Origin of the sequence: Variovorax sp. 54, assembly GCF_002754375.1 — a bacterium.
Taxonomy (GTDB): Bacteria; Pseudomonadota; Gammaproteobacteria; order Burkholderiales; family Burkholderiaceae_C; genus Variovorax.
Genome location: NZ_PEFF01000001.1, coordinates 1,854,478 through 1,875,609, shown reverse-complemented (window position 1 = coordinate 1,875,609; position 21,132 = coordinate 1,854,478). Strand labels below are relative to the sequence as shown.

At 70.2% G+C, this 21,132-nt stretch carries 22 protein-coding genes and 1 tRNA gene; 11 read left to right on the top strand and 12 right to left on the bottom strand.

What is annotated here, in order from left to right; translation table 11 throughout:
• Window positions 1–18: 18 nt before the first annotated feature.
• Window positions 19–1,224 carry a patatin-like phospholipase family protein gene (locus tag CLU95_RS08485; RefSeq protein WP_099792194.1) on the bottom strand — a complete coding sequence of 402 codons (1,206 nt, stop codon included), beginning with the start codon at window positions 1,222–1,224 and terminating at the stop codon, window positions 19–21.
• A 94-nt stretch (window positions 1,225–1,318) separates the two neighbouring features.
• Between CLU95_RS08485 and apbC the strand changes: the two genes are divergently transcribed.
• The 4 genes from apbC to tsaA are packed head-to-tail and all read left to right on the top strand — an operon-like array spanning window position 1,319 to window position 4,295.
• Window positions 1,319–2,410, top strand: a complete 1,092-nt coding sequence (apbC, locus tag CLU95_RS08480) for an iron-sulfur cluster carrier protein ApbC (RefSeq protein WP_099792192.1) — start codon at window positions 1,319–1,321, stop codon at window positions 2,408–2,410.
• Window positions 2,411–2,458: 48 nt separating this feature from the next.
• Entirely contained in the window at window positions 2,459–3,409 is a 951-nt protein-coding gene (locus CLU95_RS08475; RefSeq protein WP_099792190.1) for a LysR substrate-binding domain-containing protein, read from the top strand.
• A gap of 44 nt (window positions 3,410–3,453) precedes the next feature.
• Entirely contained in the window at window positions 3,454–3,801 is a 348-nt protein-coding gene (locus CLU95_RS08470) for a winged helix-turn-helix domain-containing protein (protein ID WP_062478989.1), read from the top strand.
• Window positions 3,798–4,295 (top strand): tRNA (N6-threonylcarbamoyladenosine(37)-N6)-methyltransferase TrmO, encoded by a 498-nt coding sequence (gene tsaA, locus CLU95_RS08465; protein ID WP_099792188.1) that lies wholly within the window; start codon window positions 3,798–3,800, stop codon window positions 4,293–4,295. The genes CLU95_RS08470 and tsaA overlap by 4 nt, the downstream gene beginning before the upstream one ends.
• Here tsaA and CLU95_RS08460 read toward each other — a convergent pair.
• Together CLU95_RS08460 and CLU95_RS31105 are read right to left on the bottom strand one after the other, a co-directional pair.
• Window positions 4,256–4,945 carry a nitroreductase family protein gene (locus CLU95_RS08460; RefSeq protein ID WP_257214565.1) on the bottom strand — a complete coding sequence of 230 codons (690 nt, stop codon included), beginning with the start codon at window positions 4,943–4,945 and terminating at the stop codon, window positions 4,256–4,258. The genes tsaA and CLU95_RS08460 overlap by 40 nt on opposite strands.
• Window positions 4,942–5,181, bottom strand: coding sequence for a hypothetical protein (locus CLU95_RS31105; RefSeq protein ID WP_257214564.1), 240 nt, complete (start codon window positions 5,179–5,181; stop codon window positions 4,942–4,944). The genes CLU95_RS08460 and CLU95_RS31105 overlap by 4 nt, the downstream gene beginning before the upstream one ends.
• 115 nt (window positions 5,182–5,296) lie before the next feature.
• Here CLU95_RS31105 and modB point away from each other — a divergent pair, with 115 nt between their 5' ends.
• The 6 genes from modB to fdhD all read left to right on the top strand — a co-directional run bounded on the left by modB (window position 5,297) and on the right by fdhD (window position 11,206).
• Window positions 5,297–5,983, top strand: a complete 687-nt coding sequence (gene modB, locus CLU95_RS08455) for a molybdate ABC transporter permease subunit (RefSeq protein WP_099792183.1) — start codon at window positions 5,297–5,299, stop codon at window positions 5,981–5,983.
• Between the two features lie 28 nt (window positions 5,984–6,011).
• Complete coding sequence (gene modA / locus CLU95_RS08450; RefSeq protein ID WP_099792181.1) at window positions 6,012–6,761, top strand: molybdate ABC transporter substrate-binding protein; 750 nt, start codon at window positions 6,012–6,014, stop codon at window positions 6,759–6,761.
• Window positions 6,758–7,549 carry an ABC transporter ATP-binding protein gene (locus tag CLU95_RS08445; RefSeq protein WP_099792179.1) on the top strand — a complete coding sequence of 264 codons (792 nt, stop codon included), beginning with the start codon at window positions 6,758–6,760 and terminating at the stop codon, window positions 7,547–7,549. The genes modA and CLU95_RS08445 overlap by 4 nt, the downstream gene beginning before the upstream one ends.
• 90 nt (window positions 7,550–7,639) lie before the next feature.
• Window positions 7,640–9,982 (top strand): FdhF/YdeP family oxidoreductase, encoded by a 2,343-nt coding sequence (locus CLU95_RS08440; RefSeq protein WP_099792177.1) that lies wholly within the window; start codon window positions 7,640–7,642, stop codon window positions 9,980–9,982.
• Window positions 9,979–10,269, top strand: coding sequence for a hypothetical protein (locus CLU95_RS08435; protein ID WP_099792175.1), 291 nt, complete (start codon window positions 9,979–9,981; stop codon window positions 10,267–10,269). Before CLU95_RS08440 ends, CLU95_RS08435 begins: the two co-directional genes overlap by 4 nt.
• A gap of 19 nt (window positions 10,270–10,288) precedes the next feature.
• Window positions 10,289–11,206 (top strand): formate dehydrogenase accessory sulfurtransferase FdhD, encoded by a 918-nt coding sequence (gene fdhD / locus CLU95_RS08430; protein ID WP_257214563.1) that lies wholly within the window; start codon window positions 10,289–10,291, stop codon window positions 11,204–11,206.
• Here the strand turns inward: fdhD and mnmH are convergent.
• The 5 genes from mnmH to CLU95_RS08405 all read right to left on the bottom strand — a co-directional run bounded on the left by mnmH (window position 11,131) and on the right by CLU95_RS08405 (window position 15,704).
• Window positions 11,131–12,210, bottom strand: a complete 1,080-nt coding sequence (mnmH, locus tag CLU95_RS08425) for a tRNA 2-selenouridine(34) synthase MnmH (protein ID WP_099792171.1) — start codon at window positions 12,208–12,210, stop codon at window positions 11,131–11,133. The genes fdhD and mnmH overlap by 76 nt on opposite strands.
• Window positions 12,211–12,249: 39 nt before the next feature.
• On the bottom strand, window positions 12,250–13,047 hold the full coding sequence (phnE, locus tag CLU95_RS08420) for a phosphonate ABC transporter, permease protein PhnE (RefSeq protein ID WP_099792169.1): 798 nt from the start codon (window positions 13,045–13,047) through the stop codon (window positions 12,250–12,252).
• Entirely contained in the window at window positions 13,044–13,883 is an 840-nt protein-coding gene (locus CLU95_RS08415) for a PhnE/PtxC family ABC transporter permease (protein WP_099792167.1), read from the bottom strand. Before CLU95_RS08415 ends, phnE begins: the two co-directional genes overlap by 4 nt.
• On the bottom strand, window positions 13,883–14,695 hold the full coding sequence (locus CLU95_RS08410; RefSeq protein ID WP_099792165.1) for a phosphonate ABC transporter ATP-binding protein: 813 nt from the start codon (window positions 14,693–14,695) through the stop codon (window positions 13,883–13,885). Before CLU95_RS08410 ends, CLU95_RS08415 begins: the two co-directional genes overlap by 1 nt.
• 145 nt (window positions 14,696–14,840) lie before the next feature.
• On the bottom strand, window positions 14,841–15,704 hold the full coding sequence (locus CLU95_RS08405) for a putative selenate ABC transporter substrate-binding protein (protein WP_099792163.1): 864 nt from the start codon (window positions 15,702–15,704) through the stop codon (window positions 14,841–14,843).
• Window positions 15,705–15,815: 111 nt separating this feature from the next.
• Here CLU95_RS08405 and selD point away from each other — a divergent pair, with 111 nt between their 5' ends.
• Entirely contained in the window at window positions 15,816–16,895 is a 1,080-nt protein-coding gene (gene selD / locus CLU95_RS08400) for a selenide, water dikinase SelD (protein WP_099792161.1), read from the top strand.
• Window positions 16,896–17,040: 145 nt separating this feature from the next.
• Here the strand turns inward: selD and CLU95_RS08395 are convergent.
• The 4 genes from CLU95_RS08395 to CLU95_RS08380 all read right to left on the bottom strand — a co-directional run bounded on the left by CLU95_RS08395 (window position 17,041) and on the right by CLU95_RS08380 (window position 21,126).
• Window positions 17,041–17,133: transfer RNA gene (locus tag CLU95_RS08395), tRNA-Sec, on the bottom strand.
• Window positions 17,134–17,161: 28 nt separating this feature from the next.
• A complete protein-coding gene (gene selB / locus CLU95_RS08390) occupies window positions 17,162–19,072 on the bottom strand; it encodes a selenocysteine-specific translation elongation factor (protein WP_099792159.1) in 1,911 nt (636 codons plus the stop codon).
• Between the two features lie 13 nt (window positions 19,073–19,085).
• A complete protein-coding gene (locus tag CLU95_RS08385) occupies window positions 19,086–20,300 on the bottom strand; it encodes a ferritin-like domain-containing protein (protein ID WP_099792157.1) in 1,215 nt (404 codons plus the stop codon).
• A complete protein-coding gene (locus tag CLU95_RS08380) occupies window positions 20,266–21,126 on the bottom strand; it encodes a phosphate/phosphite/phosphonate ABC transporter substrate-binding protein (protein ID WP_099792155.1) in 861 nt (286 codons plus the stop codon). Before CLU95_RS08380 ends, CLU95_RS08385 begins: the two co-directional genes overlap by 35 nt.
• Window positions 21,127–21,132 lie beyond the last annotated feature (6 nt).

Here is a 21,132-nt window from a genome sequence, read left to right as displayed (position 1 = left end):
AGTCGACCGCCTGCGCCATCACGCCAGCTCCCACCCGAAGAACCGCAGCACCTCGTCCCGCTGCCGCATCGCATCCGCGCGCCCGAGCGCCATCAGCTCGCGTGTGTAGCCCGACTCGAACAGCAGGTAGCTCGCGAGCGCGCCGCCCTTCACATCGGCCGCGACCTTCGAGCCGCCCAGCAGATGCCGCACCGCACCCGGCAATGCATCGACGTGGCGCGCCGCGATCATGTCGATGCGCTCCGACGGCGAGATCACCAGCAGGTCGAGCGGGCGCAGCGTGCTGGCGGCGCGCGCCTCTTCGGGGATCAGGCCCAGCGTGTGGTTGATGCGGCGCAGGCGTTCGATGTCGACCGCGAGCGCATCGAGAAAGATGCTCGACAGCGCATGGCCCGCGATCTGCGCCATGGTCGGGTAGCCGCTGTGGGTGTTGGGCCCGGCCTCGTCGCGCGGCTCGTGCATGCGGCCCGCGCCGATCACCACGATGCGCTGCGCGCCCAGATGAATCGCCGCCGCGATGGGCGCCGACTGGCGCATCGAGCCGTCGCCGAAGTACTCGGTGTGGCCCGGCGGCATGGGCAGCGCGGTGGCCGGGAACACAAAGGGAATGGCCGACGATGCCATCAGGTGCGCATGCGTGATGCGGTCGCGCACCGACAGGCGCTGCGAGCGCACCCAGGGTTCCATCGGTACGGCCGCTTCGAAGAAGGTGACGTGCTCGCCCGAGCTGTAGCTGGACGCCGTGACGGCCAGCGCCTGCACGTGTCCCTGCCGCATGAGCTGCGGCAGCCGGTCCAGCGGCACCAGGCGTGCGAGCAATTCGGCCAGCGGCGCGTTGTCGAGCAGCGACTTCGGCTTGATGCGCATCCAGTTGGCCGCAAAACGGCCCAGGCCGAGCAGCATGCGCCAGCGCGCGCCACTGCCGAGCACCGAGAGCGAGTCGGCGCGGTAGACCTGCTCGGCGCGGAAGTTGCCCCACACCTGCGCGATGTGCGCGACCACGCGGTCGAAGTCGTCGGAACCGCAGGCCAGCGCGGCGGCGTTGATGGCGCCGGCCGAGGTGCCGGTGATGACCTGGAACGGGTTGCCGCTGCCAACGGCCGCGCCGGCCGCCAGGGCGTCGCGCCGGATCTCGGCGATGGCTTCGAGCACGCCGACCTGGTAGGCGGCGCGGGCGCCGCCGCCTGTCAGCAGCAGGCCGGTGGCGGGGCTTGTCTCGGGCATTCTTTTTTTGGCGTCTGGGTTTTCGGGTATTGAGCGCGGTCCGGTACGGGCTTGGCAGGCGGAATAGACTACCCGCCATTCAGGAGTTTGATCAATGGCACTCACCCCCGACGGGCTCATGGACGCGCTCAAGAGCGTCACGGACCCTAACACCGGCAAAGAATTCGCAGCGACGCGCTCGCTCAAAAACCTGCAGATATCCGAGGGCGATGTCTCGTTCGAGCTCGAACTGGGCTATCCCGCCAAGAGCCAGCACGCGGCCATCCGCAAGTCGCTCGTGGCCGCGGCCAAGGCGGTGCCGGGCGTGGAGAACGTGTCGGTCAACATCGTCACCAAGGTCATCAGCCATGCGGTGCAGCGCGGCGTGCAGCTGATGCCCAACGTGCGCAACATCGTGGCCGTGGCCTCGGGCAAGGGCGGCGTGGGCAAGAGCACCACGGCCGCCAACCTGGCGCTGGCGCTGGCCGCCGAGGGCGCCACCGTGGGCCTGCTCGACGCCGACATCTACGGCCCGAGCCAGCCCATGATGATGGGCCTGGAGGGCAAGCCCGAGAGCCTCGACGGCAAGACCATGGAGCCCAAGGAGCGCCATGGCGTGCAGGTGATGTCGATCGGCTTCCTGGTCGATGCCGACCAGGCCATGATCTGGCGCGGCCCCATGGCCACGCAGGCGCTGGAGCAGCTGCTGCGCCAGACCAACTGGAAAGACCTCGACTACCTGATCGTCGACATGCCGCCGGGCACCGGCGACATCCAGCTCACGCTGAGCCAGCGCGTGCCGATGACCGGCGCGGTGATCGTCACCACGCCGCAGGACATCGCGCTGCTCGACGCGCGCAAGGGCATCAAGATGTTCGAGAAGGTCGGCGTGCCGATCCTGGGCATCGTGGAAAACATGGCGGTGCACATCTGCTCGAACTGCGGCCATGCGGAGCACATCTTCGGCGCGGACGGCGGCAAGAACATGGCGGCGGAGTACCAGATGGAATACCTGGGCGCGCTGCCGCTGGACATCAACATCCGGCTGCAGGCGGACAGCGGGGCGCCGACCGTGGTGTCCGATCCCGAGGGCGAAGTGGCCGGGCTCTACAAGGCTGTGGCGCGCCGCGTGGCGGTGGGGATTGCGGAGAAGGCGAAGGACTTCTCGGCGAAGTTCCCGACGATTTCGATCAGCAAAAATACCTGACGGCATGGCGGCGTCGGGCAGGCGGAGCGCCGACGGAAAGGCAACGAGATGAACCTTCTCGCCTCCATGCGCTACCTCGTCGCACTCAGCGAGCACAAGCATTTCGGCCGCGCCGCCCAGGCCTGCCACATCACGCAGCCGGCGCTTTCGAACGCGCTGCGCGCGCTGGAAGGCGAGTTCGGCGTCGTCATCGTCAAGCGCTCCCGCGTGTACGTGGGCCTCACGCACGAAGGCGAGCGCGTGCTGGCCACGGCGCAGCGCATGCTGCGCGACAACGAGGTGCTGTTGCAGGAGCTGCGCAGCGAGGCTGACGACCCGCGCGGGCGCCTGCGCATGGCCGCCGTGCCCACCGCGATCCCGATGCTGTCGCGCTTTGCCGCGATGCTGCAGCAACGCCACCCCGGCATCGTGCCGGCCGTGCTCTCCATGAGTTCGCAGGAGCTGGAAACAGGCCTCGAGAACCTCTCAGTCGACCTCGCCTTGGGCTACACCGAGCGCATGCACCTGCCGGGCGTCAAGCTCAAGGCCTGGCCGCAGAGCATCGAACATTACTTCCTGCTGCGGCGCGCCAAGAAGCCCTCGGCCGACCGGCTGCGCATCGGCCGCCCGATCCCCTGGGCCGAAGCCGGCAAGCTGCCGCTGTGCCTGCTCACGCCCGACATGCACAACCGCGCCATCATCGACCAGGCCCTGCGCGACGCCGGTGTGGCCGCGGTGGCGCCCGCCATCGAAACCAATTCCGTGCTCACGCTCGCGCTGGCCGTGAGCGTGGGCACCGTCAGCAGCGTGCTGCCCGGCGCCATGGTCGCGGCCGTGCGCAGCCACCGCGAACTGGAGGCGCTGCCGCTGGTGTCGCCCGAGGTGCGCACGCCCATCGGCTTCATGACGCAGGAGGGCGTGCGGCCCGCGCGTGCGCTCGATGCCGCGCTGGCCTTCCTTCTGACGCCCGAGTGGCAGGCGCAGGCGCGTGAGCACAGCGGCGCGCTCGACGCTGCGTAGCTGGGTGCCCGATGGCACCCGGATGGTTTACCCTTCGCGCCATCATGAAATCCAAAGCCCAGTTCCGCCTGCGCATCTACCGGGACGACACCATCGCCATCGGCCCCGGCAAGATCGCCGTGCTCGAAGCCGTGGCCGAGACCGGCTCGATCTCGGCGGCGGCCCGCCTGCTCGGCATGTCGTACCGCCGCGCGTGGATGCTGATCGACGAAATGAACCAGACGCTGGCTTCGCCGGCCGTGAACACGGCAGCCGGCGGCTCGCGCGGCGGCGGCACGGCGCTCACGCCGGTGGGCGAGGACATCGTGAAGCGCTACCGCGCCATCGAGAACGCTGCGCGCCTCGCGACCGCGGCCGACGTTCGCGCGCTCACGCGGCTGCTCGCGCCATGAACGCCGCCGACATCGACCCCGTCGTCAGCCGCCCGATCGGCATCGTGCGCAGCCGCTTCACCGAGACCTCGGGCATGCCCATCCAGACGGCCGGCGCGCCCGAGGAAACGGGCAGCCTCGAGGTGTTCGCCGAGTTCGCATCGGGGCTGCGCGACATCGAAGGCTTCGACTACCTGATCCTCGTGACGCACCTGCACCGCTGCGCACACGAACGGCTCGAGGTGGTGCCCTTTCTCGACGACGCCACGCACGGCGTGTTCGCCACGCGCGCGCCCGCGCGGCCCAACCGGCTGGGCCTGTCGATCGTGCGGCTCACGGCGGTGGAAGGCAGCACGCTGCACTTCAGCGGCAACGACATGCTCGACGGCACGCCCGTGCTCGACATCAAGCCCTACGTGCCGCGCTTCGACGTGCGCGAGACCGAGCGCGTGGGCTGGTTCGGCGCGCGGCTCGATCAGCTGCCGCGCACGCGCTCCGACGGCCGGATGGACTGACCTGCCCCGTTGTCGTCGGTTGACGCATCGCCGGCCACGCCCGGCAGCAGGTCGCCTTGCCAGCACGACCACACGTCCTGCGACAGCGTCTCGCGCGCCTGCGGCGGCGCCTCGCGGACCGTGCCCATGCTGATGAAGCCCGCCAGGTACTCGCCCGGTTGCACGCCGACCTGGCGCACCAGCGTTTCGTCGAAGCAGCGCTCGCCGCTGAGCACGATGGCACCGTAGCCCAGCTGATGGGCGGCGGCCAGCAGGTTGCCCAGCGCCGCGCCGGCGCCCAGCCACTGTTCGCGCGCCGGGATCTTGCTGCGCTCGCGCGGCGACACCACGAAGCCCAGCAGCAGCGGCGGACGCGTGGCGTGCTCGCGGGCGCGCCGCAGGTCGGTGGGGCTGGCGAGCGGATCGCGCCGCAGCTTTTCCTGTTCGAAGCACCAAGCCAGCGCCTCGCGGTTCTGCGGACGGAACTCGATCACGCGCCACGGATGCAGCCCGCCATGGTCGGGCGCGCGCAGGCCGGCCTGCAGGATGGCGTCGAGTTCGTCGGGGTTCGGGCCGGGCGATTGCAGGCGCCGCGGCGAGACCGAGCGCCGCGTCAGCAGCACTTCGAGGATGCGTTCCGCACCCGTCATGTGGTGCCACTGGGTGGTCATTGCTCGCGCCGGTCGGTCCACGCGGCACTGCGGCGCAGCACCTCGCCGATGTCCTGCGCGTCGCCCGGCGCGACCAGAAACGACTGGCTCTCGCCGCCCGGCGCGATGATCGACAGCACGAAGCCGCCGGCGTCCAGCGTGCGTTCGATGCGCCATTCGTGCACCTGCGTCACATGGCGCAGCTCGGGCCTGCCGGAGGTCGAACGGACAACGGTGTCGTGAACGGAAGGGCGCATGGGGCGGATCGACAAAGTCTCCAACGCTGTATTCGCCAGTATATGAAGACCCGCGCCTCCGTGCATCCCCGTGTGAACCAGAAGGCGCCTCATGTAACAATTACGCCGTATCTCAATGAACACGACGACCGCTTCGCTCATCGCCACCACCGACTGGTCTCCGCTGGTCCTGTCGCTGCAGGTCGCGGCGGTCGCGACCTTGTTGGCGCTGATCGCGGGCGTGGCGCTGGGCTGGGTGTTCGCGCGCAAGCAGTTCGTCGGCTCGGGCGTGCTCGAGGCCGTGTTCATGCTGCCGCTGGTGCTGCCGCCCACGGTGATCGGCTACGCCATCCTGGTGGCGGCGGGGCGGCGCAGCCCGCTCGGCGCGTGGCTGCGCGAGCACTTCGACTACACCATCATCTTCAGCTGGCACGGCGCCGTGGTGGCCTCGGCCGTGGTTGCGCTGCCGCTGGTGCTCAAGTCGGCCAGCGCGGCGTTCTCGAACGTCGACCGCTCGCTCGAAGCCGCCGCGAGCACCTTGCGCCAGTCGCCGTTCTCGGTGTTCCTGCGCGTCACGCTGCCGCTGGCCTGGCCCGGCATCCTGGCCGGCACGCTGCTCGCGTTCGCGCGCGCCATGGGCGAGTTCGGTGCCTCGCTGATGGTGGCCGGCTCCATTCCCAAGCAGACCCAGACCCTGTCGATGGCCATCTACGACGCCGTGCAGGCCGGCCACGACGACCTGGCGCTGCTGCTGGTCGTCGTCACGTCGGTGCTGTCGATTGCCGTGCTGGTCGTGTCCAACCGATTCTTTTCGCTTCGTTGATTTCCACTTTTTCCAGGAGACTCTTGCCATGCGTCCGTTCCGCCTCTTGTCCCTCGTGCTCGCCCTGGCCCTGCCGTTCGCGGCCGCCGCGCAGCAGATCACCGTGTCCGCTGCTGCGAGCCTGACCGACGCGTTCAAGGAAATCGGTCCCAAGTTCGAAGCCGCCAAGGCGGGCAGCACCGTGCGCTTCAACTTCGCCGCCTCGGGCGTGCTGCTGCAGCAGATCGGCCAGGGCGCGCCGGTCGACGTGTTCGCGAGCGCCGACCAGGAAACGATGAACCGCGGCAACGACCAGAAGCTCATCGACACCGCCACCCGCAAGGACTTCGTCACCAACAGCCTGGTGCTGGTCGAGCCTGCGCAGGGCGCCGTCGGCCTGAAGTCGCTGCAAGACCTGAGCGGAGCCAGCGTGAAGCGGATCGCCGTCGGCAAGACCGCCACCGTGCCGGTCGGCCGCTACACCAAGCAGGTGCTGGACAACGCCAACCTGTGGACCGCGCTCGAACCTAAGTTCGTGCAGGCCGACAGCGTGCGCCAAGTGCTCGACTACGTGAGCCGCGGCGAGGTCGAGGCCGGCTTTGTCTACCGCACCGACGCGGCCGTGGCCGGCGACAAGGTCAAGGTCGCCTTCACACCCACCGGCCACACGCCCGTGACGTACCCGATCGCCGTGGTGGCCGACAGCAAGCAGAAGGCGCTGGCCGGCGACTTCATCGCCTTCCTGTCGACGCCCGCCGCCCAGGAAGTGCTCACGCGCTACGGTTTCGGCAAGCCATGATCGATGTCGATCTGCAGCTCACGGTGAAGGACGGGGCCCGGCGCTTCGACCTCGCCGTGCGCTTCCAGACCGACGTTCCCTTTGCTGCGCTCTACGGCCCCTCGGGGGCCGGCAAGTCGCTGACCCTGCAGGCCATCGCCGGCCTGCTGCATCCGACGGCGGGCCATGTGCGGCTCGACGGCCGCACGCTGTACGACGCAGCGCAGCGCATCGACGTGCCCGCGCCGGCGCGCCGCATCGGCTACCTGTTCCAGAACTACGCGCTGTTCCCGCACCTCACGGTGCGCGAGAACGTGGCCTTCGGGCTCACGGCGTGGCACCGCCGCACGCTGCCGGCGCGCGACGCCGAGCGCGTGCAGGCGCTGCTGGCCAGCTTCGGCCTCGCCGCGCTGGCCGACAGCCGGCCGCAGAAACTCTCGGGCGGCCAGCAGCAGCGCGTGGCGCTGGCCCGTGCGCTGGCCTGCGAGCCGCAGGTGCTGCTGCTCGACGAGCCTTTTGCCGCGCTCAACCCGATGCTGCGCGCCGAACTGCGCAACGAGCTGGCGCAGGTGCGCAAGCAGTGGGGCATTCCGGTGTTGATGATCACGCACGACATCGAGGACGTGCTCGCCCTGGCCGACGTGGCCTTCGTCTACAAGGACGGTCAGGTGGTACGTGAGATCGACCTGCACAACGCCGACAGCCGCGACTTCGCGCTGCGCGAGACTGCGGGTGTGCAGGAGGTCGAGGAGACGCCGCTGCGCAGCAAGCTGCGGGGGTTGCTGATGGGTGGTGCGCGCGAGGCCTGAGCGGCTTTCCTCCCCCTTCATTTCCATTTTGAATCGCCGCATGTCCCGATTCAATTTGACGCCGCGCCCCCACCAGCCAACACTGCCGCCATGAGCGAGCAGAAGATCGAGTTTTACAAGGGCCCGGCCGGTGGCTGGGGCGCGTTGCGCAGCGTGACGAATGCGCTGCTGCGGCAGGACATTCCGGTCAAGGGCGCGAAGACGCTGCTCTCGGCCAACCAGCCCGACGGCTTCGATTGCCCGGGCTGTGCCTGGCCCGACCGCAACCATGCCTCGACCTTCGAGTTCTGCGAGAACGGCGTGAAGGCCGTGGCTGCCGAGGCCACCGCGCGCCGCGCGGGCCCGGCGCTGTTTGCGAAGTACACCGTGGCCGAACTGGCCCAGCAGAGCGACTTCTGGCTCGAAGACCAGGGCCGGCTCACGCATCCCATGGTGTACGACGCGGCCAGCGACAGGTACGTGCCCATCGACTGGGACGACGCTTTCGCGTTGATTGCGCGCCACCTGAACGCGCTGCCCGACCCGAACCAGGCCATCTTCTACACCTCGGGCCGCGCGAGCAACGAGGCGGCTTTTCTGTACCAGCTGTTCGTGCGCGAGTACGGCACCAACAATTTTCCCGACTGCTCGAACATGTGCCACGAGCCCAGCGGCAGCGGCATGCGTCCGCAGATCGGCGTGGGCAAGGGCACGGTCACGCTCGAAGATTTCGAGAAGGCCGATGCGATCTTCATCTTCGGCCAGAACCCGGGCACCAACCACCCGCGCATGCTCGGCGAGCTGCGCGCGGCTTCCAAGCGCGGCGCGCGCATCGTGAGCTTCAACCCGCTGCGCGAGCGCGGGCTGGAACGCTTTGCCGATCCGCAGGACAAGCTCGAGATGGCCACGCTGGGCTCCACGCCGATCAGCACGCACTACTTCCAGCTGCGCGTGGGCGGCGACTTCGCGGCCGTGAAGGGGATGATGAAGCACGTCATCGAGCGCGAAGACGCGGCGGTGGCGCGCGGCGAGCCCTCGGTGCTCGACCATGATTTCATCGCCACCCACACGCTGGGCTTCGAGGCGCTGGCGGACGACCTGCGCGCCGAATCGTGGCCGCTGCTGGTGCAGGAGTCGGGCCTGAGCGAAGCGCAGATCCGCGCGGCGGCCGATGTGTACCTGGGCGCCAAGCGCGTCATCGCCTGCTGGGGCATGGGCATCACGCAGCACCAGCATTCGGTGGCCACGATCCAGATGATCGGCAACTGGCTCATGCTGTGCGGCCACATGGGCCGCGAAGGCGCGGGCGCCTGCCCGGTGCGCGGCCACAGCAACGTGCAGGGCGACCGCACCATGGGCATCTGGGAAAAGCCGCCGGCCGCGCTGCTCGACCGGCTGCAGCAGGTGTTCGGCTTCGAGCCGCCGCGCGAGAACGGCGTGGACACGGTCGAGGCGATCCAGCTCATGCTCGACGGCAAGGGCAAGGTGTTCTTTGCGCTCGGCGGCAACTTCGCTGCGGCCACGCCCGACACCTACCAGACGTGGAAGGGGCTGCAGCAGTGCGACCTCACGGTGCACGTGACCACCAAGCTCAACCGCAGCCACATCGTGCACGGGCGCGCGGCACTCATCCTGCCGTGCCTGGGCCGCACCGAGATCGACATGCAGGCCAACGGCCCGCAGGGCGTGACGGTCGAAGACTCGATGAGCATGGTCCACATCTCGGTGGGCATCAATCCGCCCGCGTCGGAGCTCCTGCTGTCCGAACCCGCCATCGTGGCGCGCCTGGCCGCGGCCACCATCGGCGCACGCAGCAAGACGCCGTGGCTCTGGCTGGTGGAAGACTACGCCCGCATTCGCGACAAGATCGAAGCCGTGTTCGACGACTTCAAGGACTTCAACGCACGCGTGGCGCACCCCGGCGGCTTTCGCCTGCGCAACACGGCGAGCGAGCGTGTGTGGGCCACCGCGTCGAAGAAGGCCGTGTTCTTCACGCATGCCGTGCCGATGGACACGCACGCGCACCGGGCCCGCGCGCGCTTTGCGTCGCAGCGCGACACGCTGGTGTTCACGCTGCTCACCACGCGCTCGCACGACCAGTACAACACCACCATCTACGGCATGGACGACCGCTACCGCGGCGTGTTCGGCCAGCGCCGCGTGGTGTTTATCCACAAAGATGACATCCGCCAGCTCGGCATGAAGGACGGCGACTGGGTCGACATCCAGACCGTGTGGAGCGACGGCCAGGAGCGCCGTGCGGATCGCTTCAAGCTGGTGGCGTACGACATCCCGCGTGGCAACTTGGCAGCCTATTACCCCGAGACGAATCCGCTGGTGCCGCTGTCATCGGTGGCAGAGAACGCGGGCACGCCGACGTCCAAGTCGATTCCCGTGGTGCTGTCGCTGCATGTGGCGCCGGTCGCGGCGCAGGCCGACGCCGTGGCGGCATGAGCGATTCCGGGTTCGACGCCGACGCTTTCTCCATAGCGATCCTGCGCGCGCTTGCCGAAGCACCGGGCGAGGGCGGCATGTCGCTGCCGCGCCTGGGCAAGCGGCTCGGGCAGGGCGCGAGCGTGGTCATGCGCCAGCTCACGCGGATGGGCGATGCCACCCTCGGCGGCGTGCGCGGGCCCGGCTGGGTGCGCGTGGTGCAGTTGGACGACCGCTGGGTCGCGCACCTCACCGACGCCGGGCGCGCGCTGGTCGCCGGCCTGCCGGCTGACGAAAACCCCGGCTGAGCGGACAATGGCCGCGGCCATGGAAAACACCCCCGAACCTGACTCCCTGCCGCCGCTCGCGCGGCATGCCGTGCACGTCTTCGGCGAGCGCGGCCTTGCGCCCGAGGGCGTGGTGCGCGACGACACGCTGGCCGCCGAGGTGCCGGTGGCGCTGGTGTTCAACGGCGTCTCGCACGCGGTGATGATGGCCACGCCGCAAGACCTGGAAGCCTTCGCGCTCGGCTTTGCGCTGAGCGAAGGCATCCTCGACAGCGCCGCCGATTGCCGCGGCATCGACGTGCAGGTGGTCGATGCTTCCGACGCCGGCCTGCCCGAGGGCATGCCCGGCATCGAGGTGCAGCTCGACATTGCCACGCGCAGCTTCGAGCGCCTGAAGGACCGGCGCCGCAGCCTCGCGGGCCGTACGGGCTGTGGCGTGTGCGGCGTCGAAAGCTTCGCGGGGCTCGACCTGTCGCCGCAGCGCGTGCCGCCGCGCGACTGGATCGAACGCATCGACCTGGCCACCGTGCTGCGCGCCTTCGCGGCCATGTCGCCGCGCCAGGTGCTCAATGCCGAAGCCGGCGCGATTCACGCCGCGGGCTGGGCCACGGTCGACGGCGAACTCACCGACCTGATGGAAGACGTCGGCCGCCACAACGCGCTCGACAAGCTGCTCGGGAAGCTCGCGCGTGCGAATCGGCTGCAGGAGCCGGGCTTCGTGCTGATGTCCAGCCGCGGCAGCCACGAGCTGGTGCGCAAGTGCGCGCGCCTGGGCATCGCGGCGATGGCGACCATCTCGGCGCCGACCGCGATGGGCGTGCGCATGGCCGAGCTCAGCGGCCTGCGTTTCTGGGGGCTGTGCCGCGCGCCGCGCGGCGTGCTCTATGCCGACGGGCTGGGTGCGACGGGTGGATTGGCGAGCGCCAGCACCGCGTCGGCCACGGCCTCGATGCCCTGATCCGACAGGTCGGACGCCGCCACGCGCTGGCGCCTGGCCCACGCGCGAAAGTGCGTCTCCTGCGACTTCTCGTAGTGCGGGTCGTAGTGCAGCGACATGAGTTCGGCGAACAGGTGCGGCAGGTCGGCGTCGTGCGCCCACTGCTGCCAGCGCGTCACCGTTTCCTTGCCCTGCATTTCCTTCAGCACGCCCATCTTTTCGGCGAGCGCCGCGCGGTCGTCGCCCAGGTAGGCGTAGTCGCGCAGCAGGTAGCTCAGGCGCGCCTCGGGCGTGGCGGCCACCTCGATGCACGGCGCGGCGCGCATCTGCGCCACCAGCGCCAGCGGCAGCGACAGCCGCCCGATGCGCACGCTCTCGCCCTCGACATACAGCGGGCGCGAGAGGTCGATGGCTTCGAGCACGGTCGCGATGCGCGTCTCGAAGTGCTTTTGCGAAGGCTGCGGCACGCCCGGCAGCGCGCCGAGCAGCGAGCCCTTGTGGTTGGCGAAGTCTTCCAGGTCGAGCACCTGCGCGCCGCGCTCGGCCAGCGCGTGCAGCACGCGCGTCTTGGCGCTGCCGGTGGCACCGCAGACCACGCGCAGGTCGAGCTGCGGCGTCAGCGCATCGATCTGCGAGATCACGTGCCGGCGAAAGCTCTTGTAGCCGCCCGCGAGTTGCTGCGCGTCCCAGCCCACGAGCCGCAGCCACGTGACCATCGAGCCGCTGCGCATGCCGCCGCGCCAGCAGTAGACCAGCGGCTTCCACTTCTCGGGCCGGTCGGCGAGCGTGTCGCGCAGATGCGTCGCGATGTTGGCCGCCACCATCGCGCCGCCGATGCGGCGTGCCTCGAAGGCGCCGGTCTGCACGTAGACGGTGCCGACGATGTGGCGCTCCTCGTCGTTGAGCACCGGGCAGTTGATGGCGCCGGGGATGTGGTCGAGCGCGAACTCGGCCGGCGAGCGGGCGTCGATGATCGAATCGAAGGCGTGGCGATCGGCCACCCGAACGGGCTGGCGATGACTCATGGCGGGAGGGACCTCATCCCCCGATTGTCGCCGCAGGGCTCAGGCGTAGGCGGGGCCGAGGCCTCTGCGCAAGCGAGCACTCGCCAAGTCGACAAAGGTGACCAGAACGAACATCGCGATCAGCACCGTCATCGCCTGCTGCTGCTGGAAGATCGACAGGTGGAAGTACAGCAGCTGCCCCAGCCCGCCGCCGCCGACAAAGCCCAGCACGGCCGCCATGCGGATGTTCATTTCCCAGCGGTAGAGCGTGTAGGCCACCCACTGCGGCAGCACGATCGGCAGGCTGGCGTAGCTGAAGGCGGCGACCGGGCCGGCGCCGGATAGCGCCAAGGCCTGCTCGGGCTCGCGCGGTGCGTTCTCCAGCGCCTCGGCAAAGAGACGGCCGAGCACGCCCGTGGTGTGCAGCGCCAATGCCAGCGCGCCCGCGAACGGCCCGATGCCGGCGGCCAGCACCATGAGCGCGGCCCACACCAGCTCGGGCACGCTGCGCAAGAAGTTGAGCACGAAGCGCGCGCCATGGCGCAGCGGCGCGCCGGTGCGGCCCGAGGCCGGCAGCGCGAGCACGGCACCGGCTACGGCGGCCAGCACAGTGCCCAGCGCCGACACGGCCAGCGTCTGCAGCGCGCCGTGGCCGACCTTGGCGAGGAAGTCTGGCGATACGTCGGGCGGGAAGAACTCCGCGATGAACTTGCCCATCAGCCGGAGCGATTCGGCCGAGCCCAGCGCGCCGTAGTCGATGCCCAGGTAGACGAAGCTCGCGACCACCGCGGCGGCGATCAGCGCCACTGCGAGCCAGCAGCGCAGGCACAGAGGAGGGCGTGGCGGCAGCGTCGTCATGCCAGGAGCTTTCGCAGCGCGTTGCTGAGCATGTCGGCCAGCAGCACGAGCGCGAGGAACACGAGCAGGATGCTGCTGGCTTCGCCGCCGTTGAGCATCTTCATCGACTGGTCCATCAGCTGCCCGAGGCCGCCTGCGCCCACGAAACCCATCACCACCGAGGCGCGCACCGCGCATTCCCAGCGGTACACGGTGTACGAGGCCAGCTCCTGCGCCGTGTGCGGCAGCAGGCCATAGCACAGCGCCGCGAGCCGGCCGCTGCCGCTTTCGAGCAGCGCGCGCGCGGGGCGCGTGTCGGTCGATTCGAGGATTTCGGCGTAGACCTTGCCGAGCATGCCGCCGTAGGTGATGGCCAGCGCCAGCACGCCGGCCGCGGGGCCGAGCCCGAGCGCGCGCACGAACAGCAGCGCCCACACGATCTCGGGAATGGCGCGCAGCACCATCAGCAGCCAGCGCGCTGCCTGGCGGACGATGCCGGCCTGCAGCCGGCCAGGGCCGGGTCCGATGCGCGAGATGGAGAGCGCGCGCGTGGTCACGAAGCCCAGCGGCGCGCCGATCAGCAGCGCCATGGCGGTGCCGGCCGTGGCCATGGCCAGCGTCTCGAGCGTGGCCTTGGCGAGCAGCGCGAGAAAAGCTGGCGAGCTGTCGGGCGGAAAGAAGCCTGCGAGAAAACCGCCGATCACCGCAAGGTTGCCGCTGCCGAACAGCGCCCACGGCTTGAATTCGGAGAGCGCCAGCATCGGCCATGCGACGACCAGCGCCGCAAGCCAGCCGGCCAGGCGGCGGCCCGCCTGCGGATCGCGCAGGGCGGGAGAAGAAAGCGTCGTCGTCGCCATCACGGGCAGTCCGGCCTATGGAAGGCGGGCTCGGCGGTGCCGACCGGCAGCGGCCCCTGCGTCGCCACGCCGCCTTCGCTCGCATAGAGCGCCTCGAGCAGCGCCGGCGTCACCTCGGCGGCCGGCAGGTCGAAGGCGACCTGCCCGTCGCGCATGCCCACGATGCGTGGAAACCAGCGCAGCGCCAGATCGACTGCGTGCAGCGACGCGACCAGCGTGGCGCCGGTCGATTCGCTCTGTGCGACCAGCTGGCCCACGGCCGCGTGCGACAGCGTGGGGTCGAGCGCCGACACCGGCTCGTCCGCCAGCAGCAGCGCGGGGCGCTGGTACAGCACGCGCGCGATGCCCACGCGCTGCAGCTGGCCGCCCGAGAGGCGGTCGCAGCGGTCGAACAGCCGGTCTTCGAGCGCGAGCCGGGTCAGCGCCTCGTGCGCGCCTGCGATGTCGGACGGATAGAAAAGCGAACCCAGCGCGCGCGGCACCGACCACTGGCCGAGCCGGCCCGCGAGCACGGCCGTGACCACGCGCAGGCGTGGCGCGATCGGCGGCGCCTGGTGCACGGTGCCGATGCGCGCGCGCAGCTGCTTGAGCGCACGCGCCGACAACCGCCACGGGTGCTGGCCCAGCGCCTGCACCTCGCCCTCGCCGGGCCGCAGCGCCGCGCCGAGCACACGCAGCAGCGTGGTCTTGCCCGCGCCCGAAGGCCCGATGACGGCGATGCGCTCGCCGTTGTGCGCGGCCAGCGTCACGCCGGACAGCGCGCGCTGGCCGTTGGGGTGGACGACGCCGATGGCTTCGAGGGAGAAGCTCACGCTGCAGGTCTTTCGGGCGCCGTTCCCTCACCCCGGCCCTCTCCCGCCAGCGGGAGAGGGAGCAAAGCGGGGCCCGGCTGTTGGCCCCCTCTCCCGCTGGCGGGAGAGGGTTGGGGTGAGGGTGAACCCCCCACACGCATCAAAGTCACTTGATCAGGCCTGCCGACTTGCCCGCCGTCTCGATGCCGTCGTAGTTCGACGACTTGGTGGGGATGAACTTGCTCGCGCGCTGCAGCGCCATGATCTCCTTGTGCGCCGGGTTGGCCGGGTCGAGCTTCAGGAAGGCGTCGGTCAGCTTCTTCTGCAGTGCCGCGTCCATGCCCGGGCGCACCGTCCAGTTGTAGTCGTAGTAGGTCGGCGTGGTCGCGAGCACGCGCACCTTGGCGGCGTTGGGGTTCTTCGACTCGACCAGCTTGTCCCACACCGACGCGTTGAGCACGCCGGCTTCGGCACGCGAGGCGGCCACGAAGGCCACGGTGGCGTCGTGTGCGCCCGAGAACGCGACGGTCTTGAAGTCCTTCTCGGGGTTGATGCCGGCCTGCAGCAAAAAGTAGCGCGGCATCAGGCTGCCCGAGGTGGACGAGGGCGCGCCGAAGGCGAAGGTCTTGCCCTTCAGGTCGGCCAGGGTCTTGGCAGGGCTGTCGATCGGCACGATGAACTTGCTGGTGAACACCTCGTCTTCCGCGCGCTGCACGATCGGCACCGCACCGCCGTTGGTGCGGATGCGCGCCTGCACGAAGGTGAAGCCGCCGAGCCAGGCCATGTCGATCTTGTTCGTCGCCAGGCCCTCGACCACGGCGGCGTAGTCGGTCACGGGCGTGAACTGCACGTCCATGCCGGTTTCCTTCTTCAGGTAGTCGCCCAGCGGCGTGAACTTGCGCTGCAGCTCGGTGGGCGCCTCGTCGGGAATGGCCGACACGCGCAGCACGCCCTGGGCGAAGGCGCCCACGGCGGTGAGGGACAGGGCCAGCGCGATCGCGAGCCGGGACACGGTTTGTTTCGTTTGCATGATGTGATGAAGCGTTCAGTGGAGAAAGAAAAGGGTGTGTTCAGGCGCGCGGGCAGACGGCGGCGCGGGCTTCGATAATTGCGGCTTGTTCCATTCGACCGAACCGCCGCCATGATCGAAGCCGCACCTTCCAAGCTCCTGAATCCGTTGGCGCCGCTGCGGCTCACCAGCTTCTCGCATGGGGGCGGCTGCGGCTGCAAGATTGCGCCGGGCGTGCTGTCGCAGATCCTCAAGAACCATGCGGGCGGGCTGATTCCGCCCGAACTCATGGTCGGCATCGAGACCGCCGACGACGCGGCAGTCTACCGGCTCAACGACGAGCAGGCGCTGATCGCCACCACCGACTTCTTCATGCCCATCGTGGACGACCCCTACGAGTTCGGCCGCATCGCCGCGACCAACGCGATCAGCGACGTGTATGCGATGGGCGGACGCCCGATCATGGCGCTGGCGCTGGTCGCCATGCCGATCAACCAGCTGCCAGTGGAAGTCATCGCCGAGATCGTGCGCGGCGGGCAGGACGTGTGCCGCGCGGCCGGCATTCCCATTGCGGGCGGCCACACCATCGATTCGGTCGAGCCGATCTACGGGCTGGTCGCGATGGGGCTGGTGCACCCCAAGCGCGTGCGGCGTAACGCCGACGCGCAGGCCGGCGACGTGCTGGTGCTCGGCAAGCCGCTGGGCGTGGGCGTGCTGTCGGCGGCGCTCAAGAAGCAGCAGCTGTCCGAGGCCGGCTACCGCCAGCTCATCGAGAACACCACCAAGCTCAACACGCCCGGCATCGCGCTCTCGGCGCTCGACGGCGTGCATGCGCTGACCGACGTCACCGGCTTCGGTCTGGCCGGTCACACGCTCGAACTCGCGCGCGGCGCGGGGCTCACGGCGGTGGTCGAGTGGTCGCGCGTGCCGTTGCTCGACAACGTGATCGCGATGGCGGCCGGCGGGCTGGTCACGGGTGCGTCGGGGCGCAACTGGGCGGGGTATGGCGGCGATGTGCAATTGCACGAAGGGCTGCCGGCCACCGCGCAGGCGCTGGTGACTGATCCGCAGACTTCGGGTGGCTTGCTCGTGAGCTGCGCGCCTGAGGTGGCCGAGGCAGTGCTCGAAATCTTCCGGCAGGAGGGCTTCGGGCAGGCCGCGGTGATTGGCCGCGTCGAGGCCGGTGCGCCGGGCCTCGTCGTGCTGCCGTAGGCCCGCGTGTTTCTCCCTCCCCCGCTGGGGGAGGGCAGGGGTGGGGGCACGCGGCGATCGATCAGGCACAGCCATCATGCGAACGCCGCATGCCCCCATCCCAACCTTCCCCCGAAAGGGGAAGGCGCAAGACAGCAGAAGCGGGCGGAAGGGAGAGGGAGTCGAACCCTCCCGGCGACGACTGGCGCCACCCACTGGGTTTGAAGCCCAGCCGCCCCACCAGGGACGATTCCCCCCCATGAACCACGGTGCTTGCGATGACCCTGTCATCGCTGCATCGCGTCGAACAACGGGGTGTCGGGGCGCAGCAAGTGCGCGTCCTTCACCCGCCGCGTGAAACCCACGCGGTCGAAAAATTCCAGCAGCTGGATCGCGCGCTTGCGGCCCAGGCCGGTGGCGTCGCGAAAGCTCGCGGCCTGCAGGCCTTCGGGCCCGTCGAGGCAGTCGCGCGCGAGCGCGGCCAGCCGTTCGACGGTCGCGAGCGGATAGTACAAGTCTTTCACCACCTGGAAGGTCTCGCCGCGCCGCGCGAGGCTCGCGAGCGTCTGGCGCACCAGCGGCTCGCCCACGGCGCAATCTTTCGCGAGGTCGCGCACCCACGGCGGGTCGAAGCCACCGTCGGCCAGCATGGGCAGCAGCTTCTGCGCGAGCTTCTGTTCGGCCTCGCCGAGCCGCGCCGCATGGTCGGGCAGGTGCAGCCAGGTGCCGCTGCGCGCGAGCGCCGCACGCGCCAGCAGCGCGTCGATCGCATGGCGCCACAGCGCGTCGTCGGTGCGCGGGGCGACCAGCCGCTTGAGGCGTCGCGCATCGGGGCCGACCTCGTCGGGCGCGTCGCGGTGAAAGTCAGAAAGGCGGTCGACGATCTGTGTCTGCAGCGTGTCGAGGTGCGACTGCGCGATGGCGGTCGCGCCGATGCGCACTGCATCGGCGGGCAGCGGCAGGGCGGCCTCGCCGGGCAGCGAGAGCGCTTGCGCGAGGCGCGCGGTGTCGAGGCCGAGCGGCGCGTGGTGCAGCAGTGCGGCGACGCAGGCATCGCGCTCGTCGACGGCCCAGGCCGCGAGCGTGCGCAGCCGTTCGGGCGTGCGCCGGTAGCGCACCGGCGCGAAGGGGTCGAGCACGCGCACGCCGGCCACGGTGCGGCTGGCCGACGCGTCGCGCAGCACGCCGCGATCGCCGTGCCAGGCGCCGACCGGTTCGCGCAGCACCAACTGCGCCAGCGCCGTCTCGCCCGGTGCCAGTGCCTCGCGGTCGAGCAGCGCGACCGAGGCCATCACGTCGCTGGCGCCCAAGTGTGCGTGCACCGTGGCGCCCGAGCGCAGGGCGCGCGCCTCGTCGGGCGACAGCGTGAGCAGTACGTCGATGCGCGCGGTGGCCAGCGCGATGGCGGGCGCGCAGACCCAGTCGCCGCGGTGCACCTCGTCCTTCGCGAGCCCGGCCAATGCGAGCGCGCAGCGCTGGCCCGCATGCGCCGTCTCGGCGGCCCGGTTCTGCGCGTGGATGCCGCGCACGCGCACCGGGCGCGCACGCGGCGCGAGCGTCAGTTCGTCGCCGATGCGCACCGTGCCGCTGTGGACCGTGCCGGTCACCACGGTGCCGACACCGGACAGCGTGAAGGCGCGATCGGCCGCGAGCCGGAACGCGAGGTCGTCGGCGCGCGTCGGGTTGCCGCGCGCCACGGCCAGCAGCCGTTCGCGCAGCGCGTCGATGCCCTCGCCGGTGGTCGCGGCCACCGGGAACACCGGCGCCTGCGCGAAGGGCGTGGGCGCGAGCAGCGCAGCGATCTCGGCGCGCACCTCGGCCAGCCGTGCATCGCGCGTGGCGGCATCGAGCCGGTCGGTCTTGGTGAGCGCCACCGTGGCCTCGCGCACGCCGAGCAGCGCGACCACGGCGAGGTGCTCGCGCGTCTGCGGCATCACGCCGTCGTCGGCTGCCACCACCAGCAGCGCGTGGTCGATGCCGGTGGCGCCGGCCAGCATGGTGTGCAGCAGGCGCTCGTGGCCCGGCACGTCGACGAAGCCCAGCGATACGCCGTCGGGCGCGTGCAGGTAGGCGTAGCCCAGCTCGATGGAGATGCCGCGCCGTTTCTCCTCGGGCAGGCGGTCGGTGTCGACGCCCGTGAGCGCGCGCACCAGCGTGGTCTTGCCGTGGTCGATGTGGCCGGCGGTGCCGATGATCATCGTGTCGTTCTCGTCACATGAAGTTGCGCGTGTGCAGCGCGGAAAGCCGCTCCGCCTCGTCGCGCCCGAAGCCCAGCCGCGCGAGGCGCGCACGCCGGCCCGCGGCCATGTCGCGCTGCAGCTGCTGCACGGCCGCGTGGCCGCGCGCGACGGCGCCTGGCGACAACTCGCCGGCCGCCAGCAGCACCAGCGCATCGAACACTTCCTCGTTGAGCCCCGCGGTGCTGGCGAGCGCGTCGTAGCGCACCTCGATCGCGTTGCGCAACGTGGCCTGGTAGTCGGGCTGCACCGAGAGCCGGTATTCCAGATGCGCCATGCCGAAGGCCACGTGCCGCGCCTCGTCGCGCGCGGTGAGCCGCGCGATCTGCCGCGTTACCGGGTCGGGCGCGTTCGCCTGCAGGAAGTTCAGCAGGTTCACGAAGCTGCCCTCGCCCAGCACGGCGAGCAGGAAGGTGGCGACCGAGAAATCCGGTGCATCGAACAGCGTGCGCAGCGACGCCTGCCCGCCGGCCGTCGACAGCGCAGGCTCGTGGCCGCGCAGCGTGGCGCGCCGCGTGAACACCTCGACATGCCGCGCCTCGTCGGCGCACTGCAGCGCCAGCAGTTGCAGCACCTCGCGAAAGTGCGGGTGGATCTGCCCGAGGTGCCGCGCAGGCACGAGCAGCGCGGCGTTCTCGTTCTCGATGAGGTACGTCATCACCTGTATCACGGCGGCTTCGATGGCGGGCGGCAGGTCGAACTCGGCATCCCACTCGATGGCGGTGGCCGGGTCCCATTGGGCGGCCGCGGCCTGCCGGTAGAGCTCGCCCGCCGTCGCGGCCCAGAGCTCGTGGCGGCGGTGCAGCGCAAAGAAGAAATTCGGGCTGCCGGCCTCGACCGTGGCGCCGCGCGCGGCCAGCCCCCAGCCTGCTTCGGCGTCGTCGGCGGGCGCGCCGTTGATGTCGCCGAGCGCCGTGCCGGTCGCCTGCGCATCGCGCCACCGGCCTTCGGCATGCGGGCCGCGTGTGATGCGGGCTTGCGGCCGTCCCTCCACGGTGTCGAAGCGCAGCGGATGCCCCTGGCTGCGGCACCAGGCTTCGAGGTGCATCTCCCAGTCCGGCGAGCATCCACGCACCTGCAGCTCGCCCCCCACCGGCCGTTCGGCCAGCGCGCGGCGAATGAGCAGCAGGGCGCCCTGGTCGAGGCCCAGCGACTCAATATCGATAGTCGGGGTTGAGGATGGCGCCATCGCGGCTGTAGAAGTTCTCGTCGTCCACCGCGCGTTCGAGCAGCGCATAACCGCTGGTGCGGCCGGCACGCCATTCGCGCAGGCCTTCGAGTTCGAGCAGCGGGCGCACCTGCGGGTCGTCCCAGCGCATCGCCATCAGCAGCGCGACGAAGCGCTCGATCAGCTCGGCGGGCGCGTCGGGGCTGGTGGTGAAGTTGCAGTGGTCGTAGGCGCCGGTGCGCGCGATGACGCGCGTGCTGCCCGAAGGCAGCGTGCCGTCCAGGCCGAAGGCCAGGTGGTTGCCATCGATGAGGCAGCAGGCATCGACTTCGCCCGCCCTCAGCGCCACGGCCGCATCGCGCTCGCCGCCGATGTGGTCGCCGTGCTTGCCGCCGAGCACATCGAAGTAGCGCGCCTGGAAGTCGCGTGCCGTCACCAAGCCTTCGCTGCGCAGGTGGTCGAGCGGAATCAGCGTGGCCTGCGGCGAATCGAGCGCGCCCATGCCCACCGTCTTGCCGCGCAGGTCGGCCAGCGTCTGCACCGGGCTGTCGGCGCGCACGACGATGGCCGAGCGCAGGTCGCAGTCGGTGTCGCGCATCGCCACGGCCTGCACCTGCTGGCCGCGGCTGCGCGCGATGCGGTCGGCGCGCACCCAGGCCAGCGGCGAGTTCCATGCCAGGTGCAGCGTGCCGTCGAACTGCGCCTCGACCTGGCTTTCGTAGTTGGAATACAGCACGTAGTCGAAGGGCAGGCCGTTCTTCATGAAGAAGGCCTTGAAGCCTTCCCAGATGGTGACGACCTTGGGCGCGTAGGCGACTGCGCCCATGATCAATACCGGTTCGGACATGGCGAT